The sequence below is a fragment of the Dryocola mayonis genome, assembly GCF_051307045.1.
Classification (GTDB): Bacteria; Pseudomonadota; Gammaproteobacteria; order Enterobacterales; family Enterobacteriaceae; genus Dryocola.
On the sequence record NZ_CP150452.1, the window covers coordinates 1,255,308 to 1,272,139 of the forward strand.

9 protein-coding genes, 7 tRNA genes and 3 pseudogenes are annotated in these 16,832 nt (G+C 54.9%); 3 read left to right on the plus strand and 16 right to left on the minus strand.

The genetic code is table 11. The features are described 5' to 3' along the window. Positions 1–4: 4 nt before the first annotated feature. From corC to miaB, 4 genes and pseudogenes are all read right to left on the minus strand, one after another. Positions 5–883: a CNNM family magnesium/cobalt transport protein CorC gene (corC, locus tag WLO32_RS06000; protein WP_121267136.1), complete on the minus strand. Its 879-nt coding sequence runs from the start codon at positions 881–883 to the stop codon at positions 5–7. A 91-nt stretch (positions 884–974) separates the two neighbouring features. Then, a complete protein-coding gene (ybeY, locus tag WLO32_RS06005; protein WP_435947578.1) occupies positions 975–1,451 on the minus strand; it encodes an rRNA maturation RNase YbeY in 477 nt (158 codons plus the stop codon). Next, positions 1,448–2,510 (minus strand): annotated as a pseudogene (locus WLO32_RS06010) (PhoH family protein). The gene ybeY and the pseudogene WLO32_RS06010 overlap by 4 nt, the downstream one beginning before the upstream one ends. A gap of 207 nt (positions 2,511–2,717) precedes the next feature. Beyond that, complete coding sequence (gene miaB / locus WLO32_RS06015; protein ID WP_435947579.1) at positions 2,718–4,145, minus strand: tRNA (N6-isopentenyl adenosine(37)-C2)-methylthiotransferase MiaB; 1,428 nt, start codon at positions 4,143–4,145, stop codon at positions 2,718–2,720. A 135-nt stretch (positions 4,146–4,280) separates the two neighbouring features. Here miaB and ubiF point away from each other — a divergent pair. Next, positions 4,281–5,457, plus strand: a pseudogene (ubiF, locus tag WLO32_RS06020) (3-demethoxyubiquinol 3-hydroxylase). A 93-nt stretch (positions 5,458–5,550) separates the two neighbouring features. Here ubiF and WLO32_RS06025 read toward each other — a convergent pair. The 12 genes and pseudogenes from WLO32_RS06025 to nagB all read right to left on the minus strand — a co-directional run bounded on the left by WLO32_RS06025 (position 5,551) and on the right by nagB (position 12,476). Then, positions 5,551–5,625, minus strand: a tRNA-Gln gene (locus tag WLO32_RS06025). 35 nt (positions 5,626–5,660) lie between these two features. Continuing rightward, positions 5,661–5,735: transfer RNA gene (locus WLO32_RS06030), tRNA-Gln, on the minus strand. Positions 5,736–5,741: 6 nt separating this feature from the next. Then, positions 5,742–5,818: transfer RNA gene (locus WLO32_RS06035), tRNA-Met, on the minus strand. Between the two features lie 17 nt (positions 5,819–5,835). After that, positions 5,836–5,910 (minus strand) — tRNA-Gln (locus tag WLO32_RS06040). 36 nt (positions 5,911–5,946) lie between these two features. Continuing rightward, positions 5,947–6,021, minus strand: a tRNA-Gln gene (locus WLO32_RS06045). A 19-nt stretch (positions 6,022–6,040) separates the two neighbouring features. Continuing rightward, positions 6,041–6,125, minus strand: a tRNA-Leu gene (locus tag WLO32_RS06050). A 12-nt stretch (positions 6,126–6,137) separates the two neighbouring features. Next, positions 6,138–6,214 (minus strand) — tRNA-Met (locus tag WLO32_RS06055). A gap of 248 nt (positions 6,215–6,462) precedes the next feature. Beyond that, positions 6,463–8,127, minus strand: coding sequence for an asparagine synthase B (gene asnB / locus WLO32_RS06060; RefSeq protein WP_435947580.1), 1,665 nt, complete (start codon positions 8,125–8,127; stop codon positions 6,463–6,465). A gap of 329 nt (positions 8,128–8,456) precedes the next feature. Continuing rightward, the gene (locus WLO32_RS06065) at positions 8,457–9,209 is read right to left on the minus strand and encodes an HAD-IIA family hydrolase (RefSeq protein WP_435947581.1); all 753 of its coding nucleotides are present in this window, start codon (positions 9,207–9,209) and stop codon (positions 8,457–8,459) included. Between the two features lie 62 nt (positions 9,210–9,271). After that, a complete protein-coding gene (nagC, locus tag WLO32_RS06070; RefSeq protein ID WP_435947582.1) occupies positions 9,272–10,492 on the minus strand; it encodes a DNA-binding transcriptional regulator NagC in 1,221 nt (406 codons plus the stop codon). Between the two features lie 7 nt (positions 10,493–10,499). Continuing rightward, positions 10,500–11,649: pseudogene (nagA, locus tag WLO32_RS06075) on the minus strand (N-acetylglucosamine-6-phosphate deacetylase). A 26-nt stretch (positions 11,650–11,675) separates the two neighbouring features. Continuing rightward, positions 11,676–12,476: a glucosamine-6-phosphate deaminase gene (nagB, locus tag WLO32_RS06080; RefSeq protein WP_121267128.1), complete on the minus strand. Its 801-nt coding sequence runs from the start codon at positions 12,474–12,476 to the stop codon at positions 11,676–11,678. Between the two features lie 335 nt (positions 12,477–12,811). On the opposite strand from nagB, the gene nagE reads away from it, so the two are divergent. Further along, on the plus strand, positions 12,812–14,833 hold the full coding sequence (gene nagE, locus WLO32_RS06085) for an N-acetylglucosamine-specific PTS transporter subunit IIBC (protein ID WP_435947583.1): 2,022 nt from the start codon (positions 12,812–12,814) through the stop codon (positions 14,831–14,833). 187 nt (positions 14,834–15,020) lie between these two features. Further along, the gene (gene glnS, locus WLO32_RS06090; RefSeq protein ID WP_435947584.1) at positions 15,021–16,688 is read left to right on the plus strand and encodes a glutamine--tRNA ligase; all 1,668 of its coding nucleotides are present in this window, start codon (positions 15,021–15,023) and stop codon (positions 16,686–16,688) included. The last annotated feature ends 144 nt before the right edge of the window (positions 16,689–16,832 follow it).

The following is a 16,832-nucleotide window of genomic DNA, read 5'->3' on the forward strand; positions in this document are numbered from 1 at the left end:
TGAATTAATCTTCCAGTTTCGGTTGCGGCGAATCGTCCGGAATTCTGACGTGAACCTGAATGATACGGCGGCTGTCGGCCATGGCGACCTTGAACTGGTAACCATCTATTTCAATGGTTTCGCCGCGTGCGGGCAGATGCCCAAACGCCTGCATCACCAGGCCGCCAATGGTATCTACTTCATCGTCGTTGAAATGGGTGTCAAAGGTGTCGTTAAAATCTTCGATAGAGGCCAGCGCGCGCACCGTCCATGTGTGGCGGCTGAGCTGACGGAAATCGCTGTCTTCTTCATCGTCATACTCATCTTCGATTTCCCCGACTATCAGTTCGAGAATATCTTCAATAGTGACGAGGCCGGAGACGCCGCCAAACTCATCAATCACAATCGCCATGTGATAGCGTTGCTGACGAAACTCTTTCAGCATGCGGTCAACACGCTTACTTTCAGGCACAACTACGCACTGGCGTAACACTTTTTCCATGCTAAACGGCTCGGTATCGCTGCGCATAAACGGCAGCAGATCTTTGGCCATCAAAATCCCTTCGATATGATCTTTGTCTTCGCTAATCACCGGGAAGCGGGAGTGGGCCGATTCGATGATGACATCGAGGCATTCGTCCAGCGTCTGGTTGTGTTTGAGCGTCACCATTTGCGAGCGAGGGATCATAATGTCGCGGACGCGCTGGTCGGCGATATCCATTACCCCTTCGAGCATGTCGCGGGTGTCCTGATCGATAAGATCGTTTTGCTCGGAATCACGGATAAGCTCTAGCAGATCGTCACGGTTTTTTGGTTCACCGTGAAATAGCTGATTGAGAATCAGGGAAAAGAATCCCTTTTTACTGGCAGGCGTGTCACTGTTTTGTGAGTTGTCGTCGCTCATGGCGTTAGGTTTGTGGCCCCTCGGTTATGGATACTTAACAGGCGGTCTGATGATGCGCCGCCCGCGTTTATTTGCTGCGTAGCGCTAATTCTTACGCAGACTGGTCTTTCTCGGCAATGTACGGATCGACATACCCAAGAGCAAGCATTATCTCTGTTTCCAGGGATTCCATCTCTTCGGCTTCTTCATCTTCAATATGATCGTACCCAAGCAGGTGCAGGCTGCCGTGAATCACCATGTGCGCCCAGTGGGCTTCCAGCGGCTTATCCTGCTCCTGCGCCTCTTTTTCGACCACCTGACGGCAGATAATCAGATCGCCAAGCAGCGGCAGCTCGATGCCCGGCGGGGCTTCGAACGGGAAAGAGAGCACGTTGGTCGATTTGTCCTTGCCGCGGTAGGTCAGATTCAGCTCATGGCTTTCCGCGTCGTCGACCAGGCGAACGGTTACCTCTGCTTCTTCCTGAAACTGAGGAATGACCGCATCAAGCCATGTCTGGAACTGCGCTTCGCTGGGCAGGCCGGCAGTATCTTCACAGGCGAGCTGTAAATCCAGAATAACCTGACTCATTTGCTCTCCTGCGCGGCGGCATTTTGCGCCATAGCTTCGCGTTTGCGTTCCGCGGGCCAGCTCGTCTTTACGGATTTGCTCGGCGTTTTCCCATGCTTCATAAGCGTTGACGATGCGGGCGACCACCGGGTGACGCACCACGTCTTCGCTGTTAAGAAAGTTGAAGCTGATTTCATCGACTTCCGCCAGCACGTCGATGGCGTGGCGCAGGCCTGATTTCATATTGCGGGGCAGGTCAATCTGCGTGACGTCGCCGGTAATGACCGCTTTGGAGTTAAAGCCGATACGCGTCAGGAACATCTTCATCTGTTCGATAGTGGTGTTCTGGCTTTCATCAAGGATGATAAAGGCATCGTTCAGGGTGCGTCCGCGCATATAGGCCAGCGGCGCTACTTCGATAACGTTGCGCTCCATCAGCTTTTCAACGCGCTCAAAGCCGAGCATTTCGAACAGGGCGTCGTAAAGCGGGCGCAGATACGGATCCACTTTCTGGCTTAAATCGCCCGGCAGGAAGCCGAGCTTTTCACCGGCTTCAACCGCCGGGCGGGTCAGCAGAATGCGGCGCACGTCCTGGCGTTCCAGCGCATCCACAGCCGCGGCGACCGCAAGGTAGGTTTTACCCGTACCCGCCGGGCCGATACCAAAGGTGATGTCGTGGTCGAGCACGTTGGCGATGTACTGCGCCTGGTTCGGCGTGCGGGGTTTGATCACCCCACGCTTGGTCTTGATATTGACCGCTTTGCCGTAGTCCGGCACGTGCTCCGCCGATTGTTCCAGCACGCGAATTTCTTTAATCGCCAGGTGGATTTGTTCCGGGTCGATGTCCTGGGTTTCGCCGCGCATCGGTGCGGTATCGACATAAAGGTTGCGCAGGATATCAGCGGCGGCGTTCACCAGCAACGCGCGGCCAGTGAGCTTGAAGTGATTGTCACGACGGTTGATTTCGATACCCAGCCGACGTTCGAGCTGTTTAATATTGTCATCAAAAGGACCGCACAGGCTGAGTAAACGGGCGTTGTCTGCAGGTTCCAGCGTAATTTCACGTGTTTCGATATTCAAACTTATCCTTGGGGTCGCTCGGGGCCGGTTGTCAGTGGTCGTAGTCATGCCTGCTTGTCAGGCCATAAAGAGATTATTTACGGCGAGTGATGATGGCGCAAGCGCTGGCTTTGATATTTGGGTGGCGGATTCACAATGCAAGTGCAAAGGCTGAAAATGCCCTTCGGTTCACGGCGTTAGCGAGCCGAAGGGCAAAGCGGGGCGGAACTATGGCTGATAAAGACCGACGCCGATGTCGTTCTCTTTGCGGGTACGCGCGATCACCGACTCCGGCGCTTCAATGACGCGCAGGCCCATTTCATCTTCGGTGCGCACTACCCTGCCGCGCAGGGAGTTGTTGGTAGCGACTTCGGTAATCTCTACATCAACGAATTTACCGATCATATCCGGAGTGCCTTCAAAGTTTACCCCGCGATTGTTTTCAGAACGCCCGGTCAGCTCCATAATGCTTCTGCGCGACGTTCCTTCCACCAGAACGCGTTGCGTGGTGCCGACCATCTTACGGCTCCACTCCATTGCCTGCTGGTTAATGCGATCCTGCAGAATATACAGACGCTGCTTTTTCTCTTCTTCCGGCACGTCATCGACCATATCCGCCGCAGGCGTACCCGGGCGGGCAGAGAAGATAAAGCTGTAGCTGACGTCAAAATTCACCTCGGCTATAACCTTCATCGTCTGCTCAAAGTCCTGCTGGGTTTCGCCAGGGAAGCCTACGATAAAGTCGGAGCTAATTTGAATATCGGGACGCGCAGCGCGCAGCTTGCGGATAATCGCTTTGTATTCCAGCGCCGTGTGGGTGCGGCCCATCAGGTTCAGCACCCGGTCCGCGCCGCTTTGAATTGGCAGGTGCAGGAAGCTCACCAGCTCCGGCGTATCGCGATAAACGTCGATGATATCGTCCGTGAACTCGATCGGATGGCTGGTGGTGAAACGAATGCGGTCGACGCCGTCGATAGCCGCGACCAGGCGCAGGAGCTCGGCAAAAGTACAGATGCCGCCGTCGTAGGCCGCGCCGCGGTAAGCGTTGACGTTCTGGCCCAGCAGATGGATTTCGCGCACGCCCTGCGCCGCGAGCTGGGCGATTTCAAACAGGATATCATCGCTTGGGCGGCTGACTTCTTCACCGCGGGTATAGGGCACCACGCAATAAGTGCAGTATTTGTTGCAGCCTTCCATAATAGAAACATAGGCCGTCGGGCCCTCCGCGCGCGGCTCCGGAAGGCGGTCAAATTTTTCAATTTCCGGAAAGCTGACGTCAACGATCGGGCTGCGGGTGCCGCGAACCTGATTGATCATCTCCGGCAGGCGGTGCAGCGTCTGCGGCCCGAAAACGATATCGACATAATGAGCGCGGCTACGAATAAGCTTGCCTTCCTGGGAGGCAACGCAGCCGCCGACGCCGATAATCAGGTCGGGATTTTTTCGTTTTAAGAGCTTCCAGCGGCCTAACAGGTGGAAGACTTTTTCCTGGGCTTTTTCACGGATAGAGCAGGTGTTCAGCAGCAATACGTCCGCTTCTTTTGGTTCATCCGTAAGGACATAGCCATGCGTGCTGTTCAGCAGATCGGCCATCTTCGATGAATCGTATTCGTTCATCTGACAGCCCCAGGTTTTAATATGGAGTTTTTTTGTCATCGACTTTGCCATTGCTCAGTTAGGCCCGAAATCTTGGGCGCGTATTGTAATGCTTTGACGTGGATGTGACCAGCCTGCGTAACCCCGGGAAAAATCCGGTAGAATTAGCTTAGACAAATTAAGGACAAAATAATCATGGCAAATCAACCAATCGACGTTGCGGTCGTCGGCGCAGGCATGGTCGGAGCGGCCCGCAGCGCTCGGGCTGGCACAAAATGGTTTTCAGGTAGCGGTTATCGAACGCCAGGCGCCGACAGAGTTTGACAGCGATAGCCGGCCCGACGTGCGCATTTCCGCCATCAGCAGCGCTTCGGTGGCGCTGCTTAAATCATTAGGCGTGTGGGAAGCGATTATTGCTATGCGCAGCCATGCTTATCGCCGGCTGGAAACCTGGGAGTGGGAAAGCGCGCACGTTTCTTTTAATGCGCACGAGCTTGGCCTGCCCGAGCTGGGCTTCATGGTAGAAAATCATGTTTTACAGCTTGCGCTCTGGAAGGCGCTGGCAGCGCATTCAAACGTCACGCTGATGTGTCCGGCGCAGCTGGCGCACATGCAAACCAGGGCAGGGCGCTGGACGCTGAGTTTTGCAAACGGCGAGGAACTAACGGTGCCGATGGTGATTGGCGCAGACGGCGCGAATTCAAAGGTCCGCCAGTGGGCCGGTATCGGCATCCACGCCTGGGATTATCGTCAGGCTTGTATGCTGATAACCGTTGAGTGCGAAAATGCGCCCGGCGACAGCACCTGGCAGCACTTTACGCCGGCCGGGCCGCACGCCTTTTTACCGCTGTTCGATAACTGGGCTTCGCTGGTGTGGTACGACACGCCGGCGCGCATCCGGCAGTTAAAGGCCATGACGATGCCGCAGCTGGCGAAAGCTATCGCCGCAACTTTTCCGGCAAGGCTGGGCGCGGTGACGCCGGTCGCCAGCGGCGCTTTTGCGCTAACCCGTCGGCATGCGCTGCGGTATACGCAGCAAGGCCTGGCGCTGATCGGCGATGCGGCACACACTATCCATCCGCTGGCGGGACAGGGTGTAAACCTTGGCTATCGCGACGTCGAAGCGTTGCTTGAGGTGATGATTAACGCGCGCAGCTACGGTGAGAACTGGGCTGATGCCCGCGTGCTGAAACGCTATCAGACGCGCCGTCAGGCGGATAACTTTCTTATGCAAAGCGGTATGGATCTGTTTTACGCCGGCTTTAGCAACGACCTTGCGCCCCTGCGCGTAATGCGTAACCTGGGGCTGATGGCCGCCGAACGCGGCGGCGCGCTGAAACGCCGGGCGCTGAAGTATGCGTTGGGGTTATGAGCTGACGGAATTCAATAAACAGGCGGGAAACCGCCTTTTTTCTGTCTGAACGCTGAAAAGTAAAAAGCTCGCCGAAGCGAGCTTTTTTTAGAGTGGCTGGGGTACGAGGATTCGAACCTCGGAATGCTGGTATCAGAAACCAGAGCCTTACCGCTTGGCGATACCCCAACGGGGTGCGTTCGCAACTGCAAACGTCTTTTTTATGGCTGGGGTACGAGGATTCGAACCTCGGAATGCTGGTATCAGAAACCAGAGCCTTACCGCTTGGCGATACCCCAATAATATGGTGGCTACGACGGGATTCGAACCTGTGACCCCATCATTATGAGTGATGTGCTCTAACCAGCTGAGCTACGTAGCCGATACAACCTTTTTCGATGGCTGGGGTACCTGGATTCGAACCAGGGAATGCCGGTATCAAAAACCGGTGCCTTACCGCTTGGCGATACCCCAAAACCCGAGCGCAAAGCGCCTGCATATCGAAAAAATTGGCTGGGGTACCTGGATTCGAACCAGGGAATGCCGGTATCAAAAACCGGTGCCTTACCGCTTGGCGATACCCCATCCGTGCAACGCGTTAAAATGGTGCGGGAGGCGAGACTTGAACTCGCACACCTTGCGGCGCCAGAACCTAAATCTGGTGCGTCTACCAATTTCGCCACTCCCGCGCTTAAAAAGAATGGTGGCTACTACGGGATTTGAACCTGTGACCCCATCATTATGAGTGATGTGCTCTAACCAGCTGAGCTAAGTAGCCTTCTTTTTTTGCGATACCTTATCGGCGTTGCGGGGCGCATTATGCGTAGTTGGCCGAACAGCGTCAACAAATTTTTTCCCGAAAAGTAGCTGAAATTGTCTGTTTGACCAGCTTGCGAACAGCTTGGTGGAAATATGGGCAACAATCGGTTATTTCGGGCTTTTCCCGGCGGGAAAGCGGGGGCAAAAAGGGAAGTTTTGTGCGCAAACAGCAACGGGCCCGCAGGCCCGTTGCCTGGCAAAGATCGCTTATTTATAGGCAGACTGGTGGACGCCAACCGCACGGCCCGACGGATCGTTCATGGTTTTGAAGGCTTCATCCCATTCAATCGCTTTAGCCGAAGAACAGGCGACGGAAGGGCCGCCCGGAACACATTCTGCGGCGCTCGGCAGCGGGAAGAGTTCTTCGAAGATCTCACGGTACAGGTAGGCCTCTTTCGAACCCGGCGTGTTGTAAGGGAAGCGGAAGCTTGCGGTCTCCATCTGCCGATCCGTTACCTGACCCGCCGCGACTTCTTTTAAGGTGTCGATCCAGCTGTAGCCTACGCCGTCTGAGAACTGCTCTTTCTGGCGCCACGCCACGCTTGCCGGCAGATAGGATTCGAAACATTCACGCAGGATATGCTTTTCCATTTTGCCGTTGCCGCACATCTTGTCTTTCGGGTTGATGCGCATCGCCACGTCGAGGAATTTTTTATCGAGGAACGGCACGCGGGCCTCAACGCCCCAGGCCGACATCGCTTTGTTGGCGCGCGCGCAGTCGAACATATGCAAAGCCTGGAGTTTACGAACGGTTTCTTCGTGCAGCTCTTTGTCGTTCGGCGCTTTGTGGAAGTAAAGATAGCCGCCGAACACCTCATCGGAACCTTCCCCTGACAGCACCATCTTGATGCCCATCGCTTTGATTTTACGGGACATAAGATACATAGGCGTCGAGGCGCGAATCGTGGTCACATCATAGGTTTCAATGTGGTAGATAACGTCGCGGATAGCATCCAGGCCTTCCTGCACGGTGAAATGAATTTCATGGTGTACGGTGCCCAGATGGTTTGCCACTTCCTGCGCGGCTTTCAGATCCGGTGAGCCCGGCAGGCCGACCGCGAACGAGTGCAGCTGTGGCCACCATGCCTCGCTGCGCTCTTCATCTTCCACGCGGCGGGCGGCGAATTTTTTGGTGATCGCAGAGATAATGGATGAATCCAGACCGCCGGAAAGCAGCACGCCGTACGGCACGTCGGACATCAGATGGCTCTTCACGGCGTCTTCCAGCGCCTGGCGCAGCTCGTTTTTGTCGGTAACCTTGTCTTTTACCGCCTCGTAGTCAAACCAGTCGCGCTGGTAGTAGCTGCGAATTTCGCCGTCCTGGCTCCACATATAGCTGCCAGCCGGAAACTCTTTAATGGTGCGGCAAACGGGCACCAGCGCTTTCATTTCAGAGGCGACGTACAGGTTGCCGTGTTCATCATGGCCCATATACAGCGGGATGATGCCGATATGATCGCGGCCGATAAGCCAGGCATCTTTTTCACTGTCATAAAGGACGAAGGCGAACATTCCCTGCAGGTCGTCCAGGAATTCCGGGCCTTTTTCCTGATACAGGGCAAGAATAACCTCGCAGTCGGAACCGGTCTGGAATTCGTAGCGATCGCCGTATTCAGCGCGCAGCGCCTGGTGGTTGTAAATTTCGCCGTTGACCGCCAGCGCGTGGGTTTGCTGCTTGTTATACAGCGGCTGCGCGCCGGCGTTAACGTCAACGATGGAGAGGCGTTCGTGGGCCAGAATTGCTTTGTCGCTGGCGTAAACACCGGACCAGTCCGGGCCGCGGTGACGCATCAGGCGCGACAGCTCCAGCGCTTTTTTACGCAGTTCAACCGCGTCGGTTTTAATATCCAGAACACCAAAAATAGAACACATAGAACTTTCTCCGTAACGCTTACCTGAGCGGTTTAATCGTGGTGCCGCGCGGCCGTTTATTGCTGTTTTAGCGGCGTTGCTGCATTGCATGCATCTGAATTTGCGCAATCAGCAGCGCGAATGCAAGCGCTTTAGCAATCAGGAGGTAAATACCGCAATAGTCATTGCCGATTGTTGAAAAATGATGAGGGAAAGCGCCGAATAATTAGCGGATCGACAATTATTTGCCGTTTTTACTGCTTGGCGTCGGGAGAAAAAAAAGAAAAGTATGTGATTCATAAAAAACGCCCGGCGTAGGCCAGGCGCATTGCAGGCAAAACTGACATCTTTCAGATGATGTCGATTTCGGCCACCGAAGGGTAGATAAATGAAGGGCGAAAAGGCATCGCGTCAATGTCGTTGAGCGTGGAAACGCCGGAGAGCACCAGAATGGTTTCCAGGCCGGCCTGGAAGCCCGCCAGGATGTCGGTGCGCAGGTTGTCGCCCACAATCACCGTCTGTTCAGAGTGGGCCTGCATGGTGTTCAGCGCCGCGCGGATGATCCACGGGCTGGGCTTGCCGACGTAAAACGGCTTGCGGCCGGAGATTTTCTCAATACCCGCGCAGAGCGCGCCGCAGGCGGGATAATAGCCGCGCCCGTGGGTATCCGGGTTAGTGGCGATAAAACGCGCGCCGTTTGCCACGAAATAGGCCGCCTTGTGCATCATTTCCCAGTTATAGGAGCGCGTTTCGCCAACGATGACAAAATCCGGGTTGATATCGGTGATGGTGAATCCCGCTTTATATAACTCATGGATCAACGCGCCTTCGCCCACCACATAGGCTTTTTTGCCTTCCTGCCGCCGCAGGAAATCTGCGGTTGCCATCGCCGAGGTATAAAACACGCTGTCCGGCACATTGATGCCGGCTGACGCAAAGCGGTTCGCCAGATCCTGGCCGGTTTGCGAAGGGTAGTTAGTCAGCAGAACCAGCGGTAAACCTTTTTCAAGGATGCGGGCCAGGAACTCGTTGGCGCCCGGCACGGCGACGTTGTCATGCATCAGCACGCCGTCAATATCACAAATTACATTCTGGATGGTCATTGACTACTCAGGCTCATATTCTCAGAAGGCGTAACTATAGCGTAAATCGGCAGCCGGCTGCGTTAACTTTCCAGCAGCCGCTGCAGCAGCAGGCCGTTTAGCATAGAGCGTTTTACCAGCGCAAAAGCGCCGATCGCCGAGCGGTCGTCAAGGCGCGAACGCACAACGGGCAGGTTTTTGCGGAACGCTTTTAAGACCTGGGTGTTAATGCAGCCTTCGATGGCCGGCAGCAGCACTTTTTCCGCTTCGATGATTTCGCCTGCGATCACCACTTTTTGCGGGTTGAACAGGTTTATAGCGATGGCGATGGCTTTACCCAGATGGCGACCGACGTACTCGATGACCTCGCACGCCAGCGCATCGCCCTTATTGGCCGCTTTGCAAATCGCGACAATGTCACAGTCGTCAGGCGTTAAGCGGCTGTTGTAGCCTTGCTCAAGCAGATGGCGTACCCGGCCTTCAATAGCGGCGTTCGCCGCGATGGTTTCCAGACAGCCAAAGTTACCGCAGTGGCAGCGCTCGCCTAACGGGTCGACCTGGATATGGCCAATTTCGCCCACGTTACCGTTGCGGCCGATAAAAATTCTGCCGTTAGACAAAATACCGGCGCCTGTACCGCGGTGAACGCGCACCAGAATGGAGTCTTCGCAGTCGTGGGTTGCACCGAAATAGTGCTCTGCCAGCGCGAGGCTGCGAATATCGTGTCCGACAAAGCAGGTTACTTTGAAGCGTTTTTCCAAACTCTCCACCAGCGCCCAGTTATCCACCGGGATGTGCGGCATATAGCGAATCACGCCGCTTTCCGGATCGACCAGGCCCGGCAGAATGACGGAGATAGCGATAAGCTCGCGGATTTTACGCTGCGTCTGTTCGATAAACCGGGCGATGGCATGGAGCAGCGCGTGCTCAAGGGTTTCCTGAGTGCGCTCCGGCAGGGGATAGTGCTCTTCCGCCAGCGGTCTGGCGCTGAGATCGAATAGCGTAATGGTGGCGTCATGGCGCCCGAGGCGCACGCCTATCGCGTGAAAATTGCGGGTTTCGGTCACGATGGAGATAGCGCGGCGGCCCCCGGTGGAGGCCTGCTGATCGACTTCTTTAATCAGGCCGCGCTCGATAAGCTGGCGAGTAATTTTGGTGACGCTGGCGGGCGCAAGCTGGCTGTGTTCGGCAATCTGAATCCTTGAGATTGGGCCAAGCTGGTCAATCAGGCGGTATACCGCCGCGCCGTTGAGCTGTTTTACCAGATCGACATTACCTATTTGAGCCTGTCCGCCAGTCGTCATGCCTTTTTTACTCAGTTACGACCTCATTACCATTAACGAGAGTCTTGATGATTTTGTAATCGCGGGTAAAGGCAGTCAGGTTGGCGACTTTGCCAGCCTCAATGGTGCCCAACTGCTTTTCCACACCCATCGCTCGGGCAGGGTAGAGAGTGGCCATACGCAGGACTTCATCCAGCGCAATGCCGGCGTGCTCGACCAGATTACGCACCCCTTCGATCATCGTCAGGGCGGAACCGCTCAGCGTACCGTTCTCATCTACACATAAACCGTCGCGGTAGTATATTGTTTTACCAGCAAAAATGAACTGTTCAATATTAGCGCCCGCCGGTGCGGTCGCGTCGGTGACCAGACAGAGTTTATCGCCTTTCAGCCGCTTCGCGGTGCGAATATTCGCATAGTCCACGTGCAGGCCATCGGCAATGATGCCGCAATAAATATCCGGCTCATCAAAGATTGCGCCCGCAAGGCCCGGTTCGCGGCCCGTAATATAAGGCATGGCGTTGAAGAGATGCGTTGCGAAGGTGATGCCCGCGCGGAAACCTACTCTGGCTTCTTTCGCCGTCGCGTTGGAGTGGCCCTGCGGAAACGATAATGCCCGCGGCGACCAGTTTTTTGATAACTTCCGGCTCCACCATTTCCGGCGCCAGGGTGACTTTGGTGATGACGTCCGCGTTCTCGCAGAGGAAATCAACCAGGCCGGCATCCGGTTTACGGACAAAGCTCGGGTTGTGCGTGCCTTTTTTCACCATGTTCAGCCACGGGCCTTCCAGGTGAAGACCGAGCGCCTGGTTGCTGTATTTAGCCAGGTACTCACGCATCACTTTAACGCCCTGCATCATCAGTTCGTCGCTGGCGGTGATAAGCGTTGGCAGATAGCTGGTGCAGCCGGAACGCTCGTTGGCTTGCTGCATAATCTCCAGCGTTTCAACCGTGACGGCGTCGACGGTGTCGTTAAACTGCACGCCGCCGCAGCCGTTTAGCTGCACATCAATAAAACCGGGGGCGATGATCGCACCGCCCATATCGCGGGTTTCGATCCCGGCCGGGAGTTCGGCGCGCGGACAAACGCGCTCAATCAGGCCGTCAGCGATAACCACCGCGTGGTCATCCAGAATGTCATGGCCGGTATAAATCCGACCCTGGGTTAGTGCAAACATAATTACCCCCGGTAAAAAAGAAGTGCTTAAAGGCCTTTAATATTTTCTGCTTCGAGTTCGTTGAAGTACTTCAACGTTTTCACTTTCAGCTCCATGGTAGAAGGTTCGTCGCACACCACCACCGCTTTTGGATGCAGCTGCAGGCAGCTGATGGTCCACATGTGGTTGACGTTGCCTTCTACGGCAGCCTGTAGAGCCTGCGCTTTTACGTGGCCGAGCACCAGAATCATCACCTCTTCTGCGTCAAGCAGCGTACCGACGCCTACGGTCAGGGCGTATTTTGGAACCTGGTTCACATCGCCGCCAAAGAAGCGAGAATTTGCCACGCGGGTGTCATGAGTCAGGGTTTTAATACGGGTACGGGAAGCAAGGGATGAGGCCGGCTCGTTGAACGCGATATGGCCGTCGTTGCCCACGCCGCCCATAAAGAGGTGGATTTTACCGTAGGAGCGAATTTTTTCTTCGTAAGCGCGGCATTCCGCGTCAACGTCTTCGGCGTTACCGTTCAGCAGGTTGATGTTTTCCGCCGGAATATCAACGTGATCGAAGAAGTTCTTATGCATGAAGGTATGATAGCTTTCCGGATGCTCTTTCGGCAGGCCGACGTATTCATCCATATTAAAGGTCACGACGTTTTTGAAGCTAACCTGGCCCGCTTTATGCATCTCTACCAGCGCCTTATAGGCTTCAAGCGGCGTGCTGCCGGTAGGTAAACCCAGCACGAAAGGACGATCTGCAGTAGGATTAAACGCGTTGATGCGCTTAACAATATGGCGAGCTGCCCATTTGCCGACCTGAGCCGGGGTAGCCAGGGGAATCAGTCTCATCATTCACCTCTTAGGAGTTAATAGAAAACGGGTTTGGCCAGATTGATAATCCACCCTCTAAGGGTAAACCAGTTTTATACTGGTGCCTGAGGGGGCAATCCGTCCTGATTTTTTGAATGATAAAATAAGTTTTGCATGATAGCCAGCTGAAGGGGGGTGCTATAGCGATATTTGGTGACTGTAGTCACAAAAAGTGCGCGTTTAATTTGCGATACGAATTAAATTTTTTCACACTCCGGTGTGTGATGTGAAGCGTCGCCGTTTCTTTAAGGTTGTTAAGACAATAAAAACACTGCTTTGAGCGAGCCTTAACAGGGTCTCATAGGGGGAATAAAGTGAGTATTCTAGGTTATTTACAACGAGTTGGCCGCGCACTTATGGTGCCCGTGGCTACACTTCCTGCAGCAGCAATTCTGATGGGGGTAGGTTACTGGATTGACCCGGTTGGCTGGGGTGGAGACAACGCGCTTGCGGCGTTCTTCATTAAATCTGGTTCTGCCATTATTGATAATATGTCCGTACTGTTCGCCATCGGCGTGGCTTACGGCATGTCCAAAGACAAAGACGGCGCCGCAGCGCTGACCGGCTTTGTTGGCTTCCTGGTACTGACCACCCTGTGTTCTCCGGCAGCGGTTGCCATGATCCAGAAAATTCCGGCGGACCAGGTTCCGGCGGCGTTCGGTAAAATCAGCAACCAGTTCGTGGGTATTCTGGTGGGGATCATCTCTGCGGAACTGTACAATCGCTACAGCAGCGTTGAGCTGCCGAAGGCGCTGTCCTTCTTCAGCGGCCGTCGTCTGGTGCCGATCCTCACCTCCTTTGTGATGATCGTTGTCGCTTTCATCATGATGTACGTCTGGCCGATGATCTTCGACGGCCTGGTGAACTTTGGTGAGCACATTCAGAAGCTGGGCTCCGTTGGCGCCGGCGTTTACGCGTTCTTCAACCGTCTGCTGATCCCGGTTGGTCTGCACCACGCGTTGAACTCCGTATTCTGGTTTGACGTTGCCGGCATTAACGATATTCCTAACTTCCTGGGCGGCGCGCAGTCCATCGAAGCAGGTAAAGCCGTTGTTGGCATCACCGGTCGTTACCAGGCTGGCTTCTTCCCAATCATGATGTTCGGCCTGCCGGGTGCAGCGCTGGCTATCTACCACTGCGCTCGTCCGGAAAACAAAGCGAAAGTGGCAGGTATCATGTTGGCGGCTGCCTTCGCCGCGTTCTTTACCGGCATCACCGAACCGCTGGAATTCTCCTTCATGTTCGTTGCGCCGGTTCTGTACGTTATCCACGCCGTTCTGACCGGTATTTCCGTATTCATCGCAGCAAGCATGCACTGGATTGCCGGTTTCGGCTTCAGCGCAGGCCTGGTGGATATGGTGCTTTCTTCCCGTAACCCGCTGGCGACCCACTGGTGGATGCTGATTCCGCAAGGTCTCGTGTTCTTCGTGATTTACTACGTGGTGTTCCGTTTCACCATCACCAAATTCAACCTGTTAACCCCGGGCCGCGAGCTGGCGGTGGCAGGTGATGAGGCTGATGGCCAGGATGTGAACGTTAGCGGTACGGCAAATCAGGACGTTTCCGCTCTGGCTCGTCAGTACATCGCAGCGGTTGGCGGCTCAGCTAACCTGACCGGTATCGACGCCTGCATCACTCGTCTGCGCCTGAACGTGAAAGACTCTTCTTTAGTGAACGAAGCGCTGGCAAAACGTCTTGGCGCAACCGGCGTGATTCGCCTGAACAAAACCAGCGTGCAGATTATCGTGGGCTTCGTGGCAGAGAAAATTGCTAACGCCATGAAAACCACCGGCGACGTTCCTGCGGCGCAAGCGCCTACGGCCCCCGTTGCCGTCACTACTACGCCTAAACCGCAGGCGGTGCCAAATGCGGTCACCATCGCGGCGCTGGTTTCGCCGGTAACCGGTGAAGTAGTGGCACTGGAGCAGGTGCCTGATGAAGCCTTCGCCAGCAAAGCGGTAGGTGACGGCGTAGCGGTGAAGCCAACGGATAAAACCGTTGTATCGCCGGCGGCCGGCACCATCGTGAAAATCTTTAACACCAACCATGCGTTCTGCCTGGAAACGGAAAAGGGCGCGGAAATCGTTGTCCATATGGGTATCGATACCGTAGCGCTTAACGGACAGGGCTTTACCCGTCTGGTGGAAGAGGGCGCTGAAGTGGTCGCCGGCCAGCCGGTTCTGGAAATGGATCTTGATTTCCTGAACGCTAACGCGCGCTCCATGATAAGCCCGGTAGTTTGCAGCAACATCGATGACTTCAGCGGCCTGATTCTGCAGGCGCAGGGGTCAGTGGTTGCGGGTCAGACGCCGCTGTATGAAATTAAAGGCAAATAATTGCTCCTGAGTAGCATTGTGCCTTAAGCGGCTGGGGACCTTCCCCAGCCGCTTTTTTATTCTCCCGAATTAATCCCTTCTTCTCTTTAAGCCTGGCCGCCGTAATTTGTGCAACTAAAGGTTGTTTCCCGCGCCTGCTTATTAGATCATGCACCGTTAACGAAAGTTTTGTCTTGAGGAATCCGCGATGAGTGAGGCTGAAGCCCGCCCAACTAACTTTATTCGCCAGATTATTGATGAAGATCTGGCCAACGGTAAGCATGACCGTATCTGCACTCGTTTCCCGCCGGAGCCAAATGGCTATCTGCACATCGGCCATGCAAAATCTATCTGCCTGAACTTTGGTATCGCACAGGATTACCAGGGGCTGTGCAATCTGCGTTTCGATGACACCAACCCGGTAAAAGAAGATATCGAATACGTTGATTCTATTAAGCACGACGTAGAATGGCTGGGCTTCCACTGGTCCGGTGACGTGCGCTACTCCTCTGATTATTTCGACCAGCTGTTTAACTATGCCGTTGAGCTGATTAACAAAGGCCTGGCGTATGTCGATGAGCTGACGCCTGAGCAGATCCGCGAATATCGCGGCTCTTTGACGGCGCCGGGCAAAAACAGCCCCTACCGCGATCGCAGCGTCGAGGAAAACCTCGCCCTGTTTGAGAAAATGCGCAACGGCGAATTCGCCGAAGGCACCGCCTGCCTGCGCGCGAAAATTGATATGGCCTCGCCTTTCATCGTGATGCGCGATCCGGTGATCTACCGCATTAAGTTCGCCGAGCACCATCAGACGGGCAGCAAGTGGTGCATTTACCCGATGTATGACTTCACCCACTGCATTTCCGATGCGCTGGAAGGTATCACCCATTCGCTGTGTACGCTGGAGTTCCAGGACAACCGTCGTCTGTACGACTGGGTGTTAGACAACATCACCATTGCGGCTCATCCGCGCCAGTACGAGTTCTCTCGCCTGAACCTTGAATACGCCATCATGTCCAAGCGTAAGCTGAACCTGCTGGTGACCGAGAAGATTGTCGAAGGCTGGGACGACCCGCGCATGCCGACCATCTCCGGCCTGCGTCGTCGTGGTTATACCGCCGCTTCCATCCGTGAGTTCTGCAAACGCATCGGCGTCACCAAGCAGGACAACACCGTCGAGATGGCGGCGCTGGAATCGTGCATTCGTGACGATCTGAACGAGAACGCTCCGCGCGCGATGGCGGTATTGGATCCGGTAAAAGTCATCATTGAAAACTACCCGCAGGGCGCGGAAGAAATGGTCACCATGCCAAATCATCCGAACAAGCCTGAAATGGGCAGCCGCCAGGTGCCTTTCAGCGGTGAGATCTACATCGACCGCGCAGACTTCCGCGAAGAAGCTAACAAGCAGTACAAGCGTCTGGTGCTGGGCAAAGAAGTACGCCTGCGCAACGCGTATGTGATCAAAGCTGAACGCGTAGAGAAAGATGAACAAGGCAATATCACCACCCTGTATTGCACCTACGACGCCGAAACCCTGAGCAAAGACCCGGCGGACGGCCGTAAAGTGAAAGGCGTTATTCACTGGGTAAGCGCATCCCACGCGCTGCCGGTGGAGATTCGTCTCTACGATCGCCTGTTTAGCGTAGCAAACCCGGGCAGCGCGGAAGATTTCCTTGCGACCATCAATCCGCAGTCGCTGGTTATCAAACAAGGTTTCGTTGAGCCAGGCCTGCAAAACGCCCAGGCGGGTAAAGCGTATCAGTTTGAGCGCGAAGGGTATTTCTGCCTCGACAGCCGTTATGCAACCGCTACCAAACTGGTCTTTAACCGCACCGTTGGCCTGCGTGACACCTGGGCAAAAATAGGCGATTAATCGCTTGAGCCCCTGTATTCAACGCCGCTTTATGCGGCGTTTTTTTTCGCTTAACGATCAGCGATTTAAATAGTTATTAACATTCGCGGTGCGAATTAATTGGCATCGACGCCTTATTTAATAATTGTCTGCCCTTGACCTTAA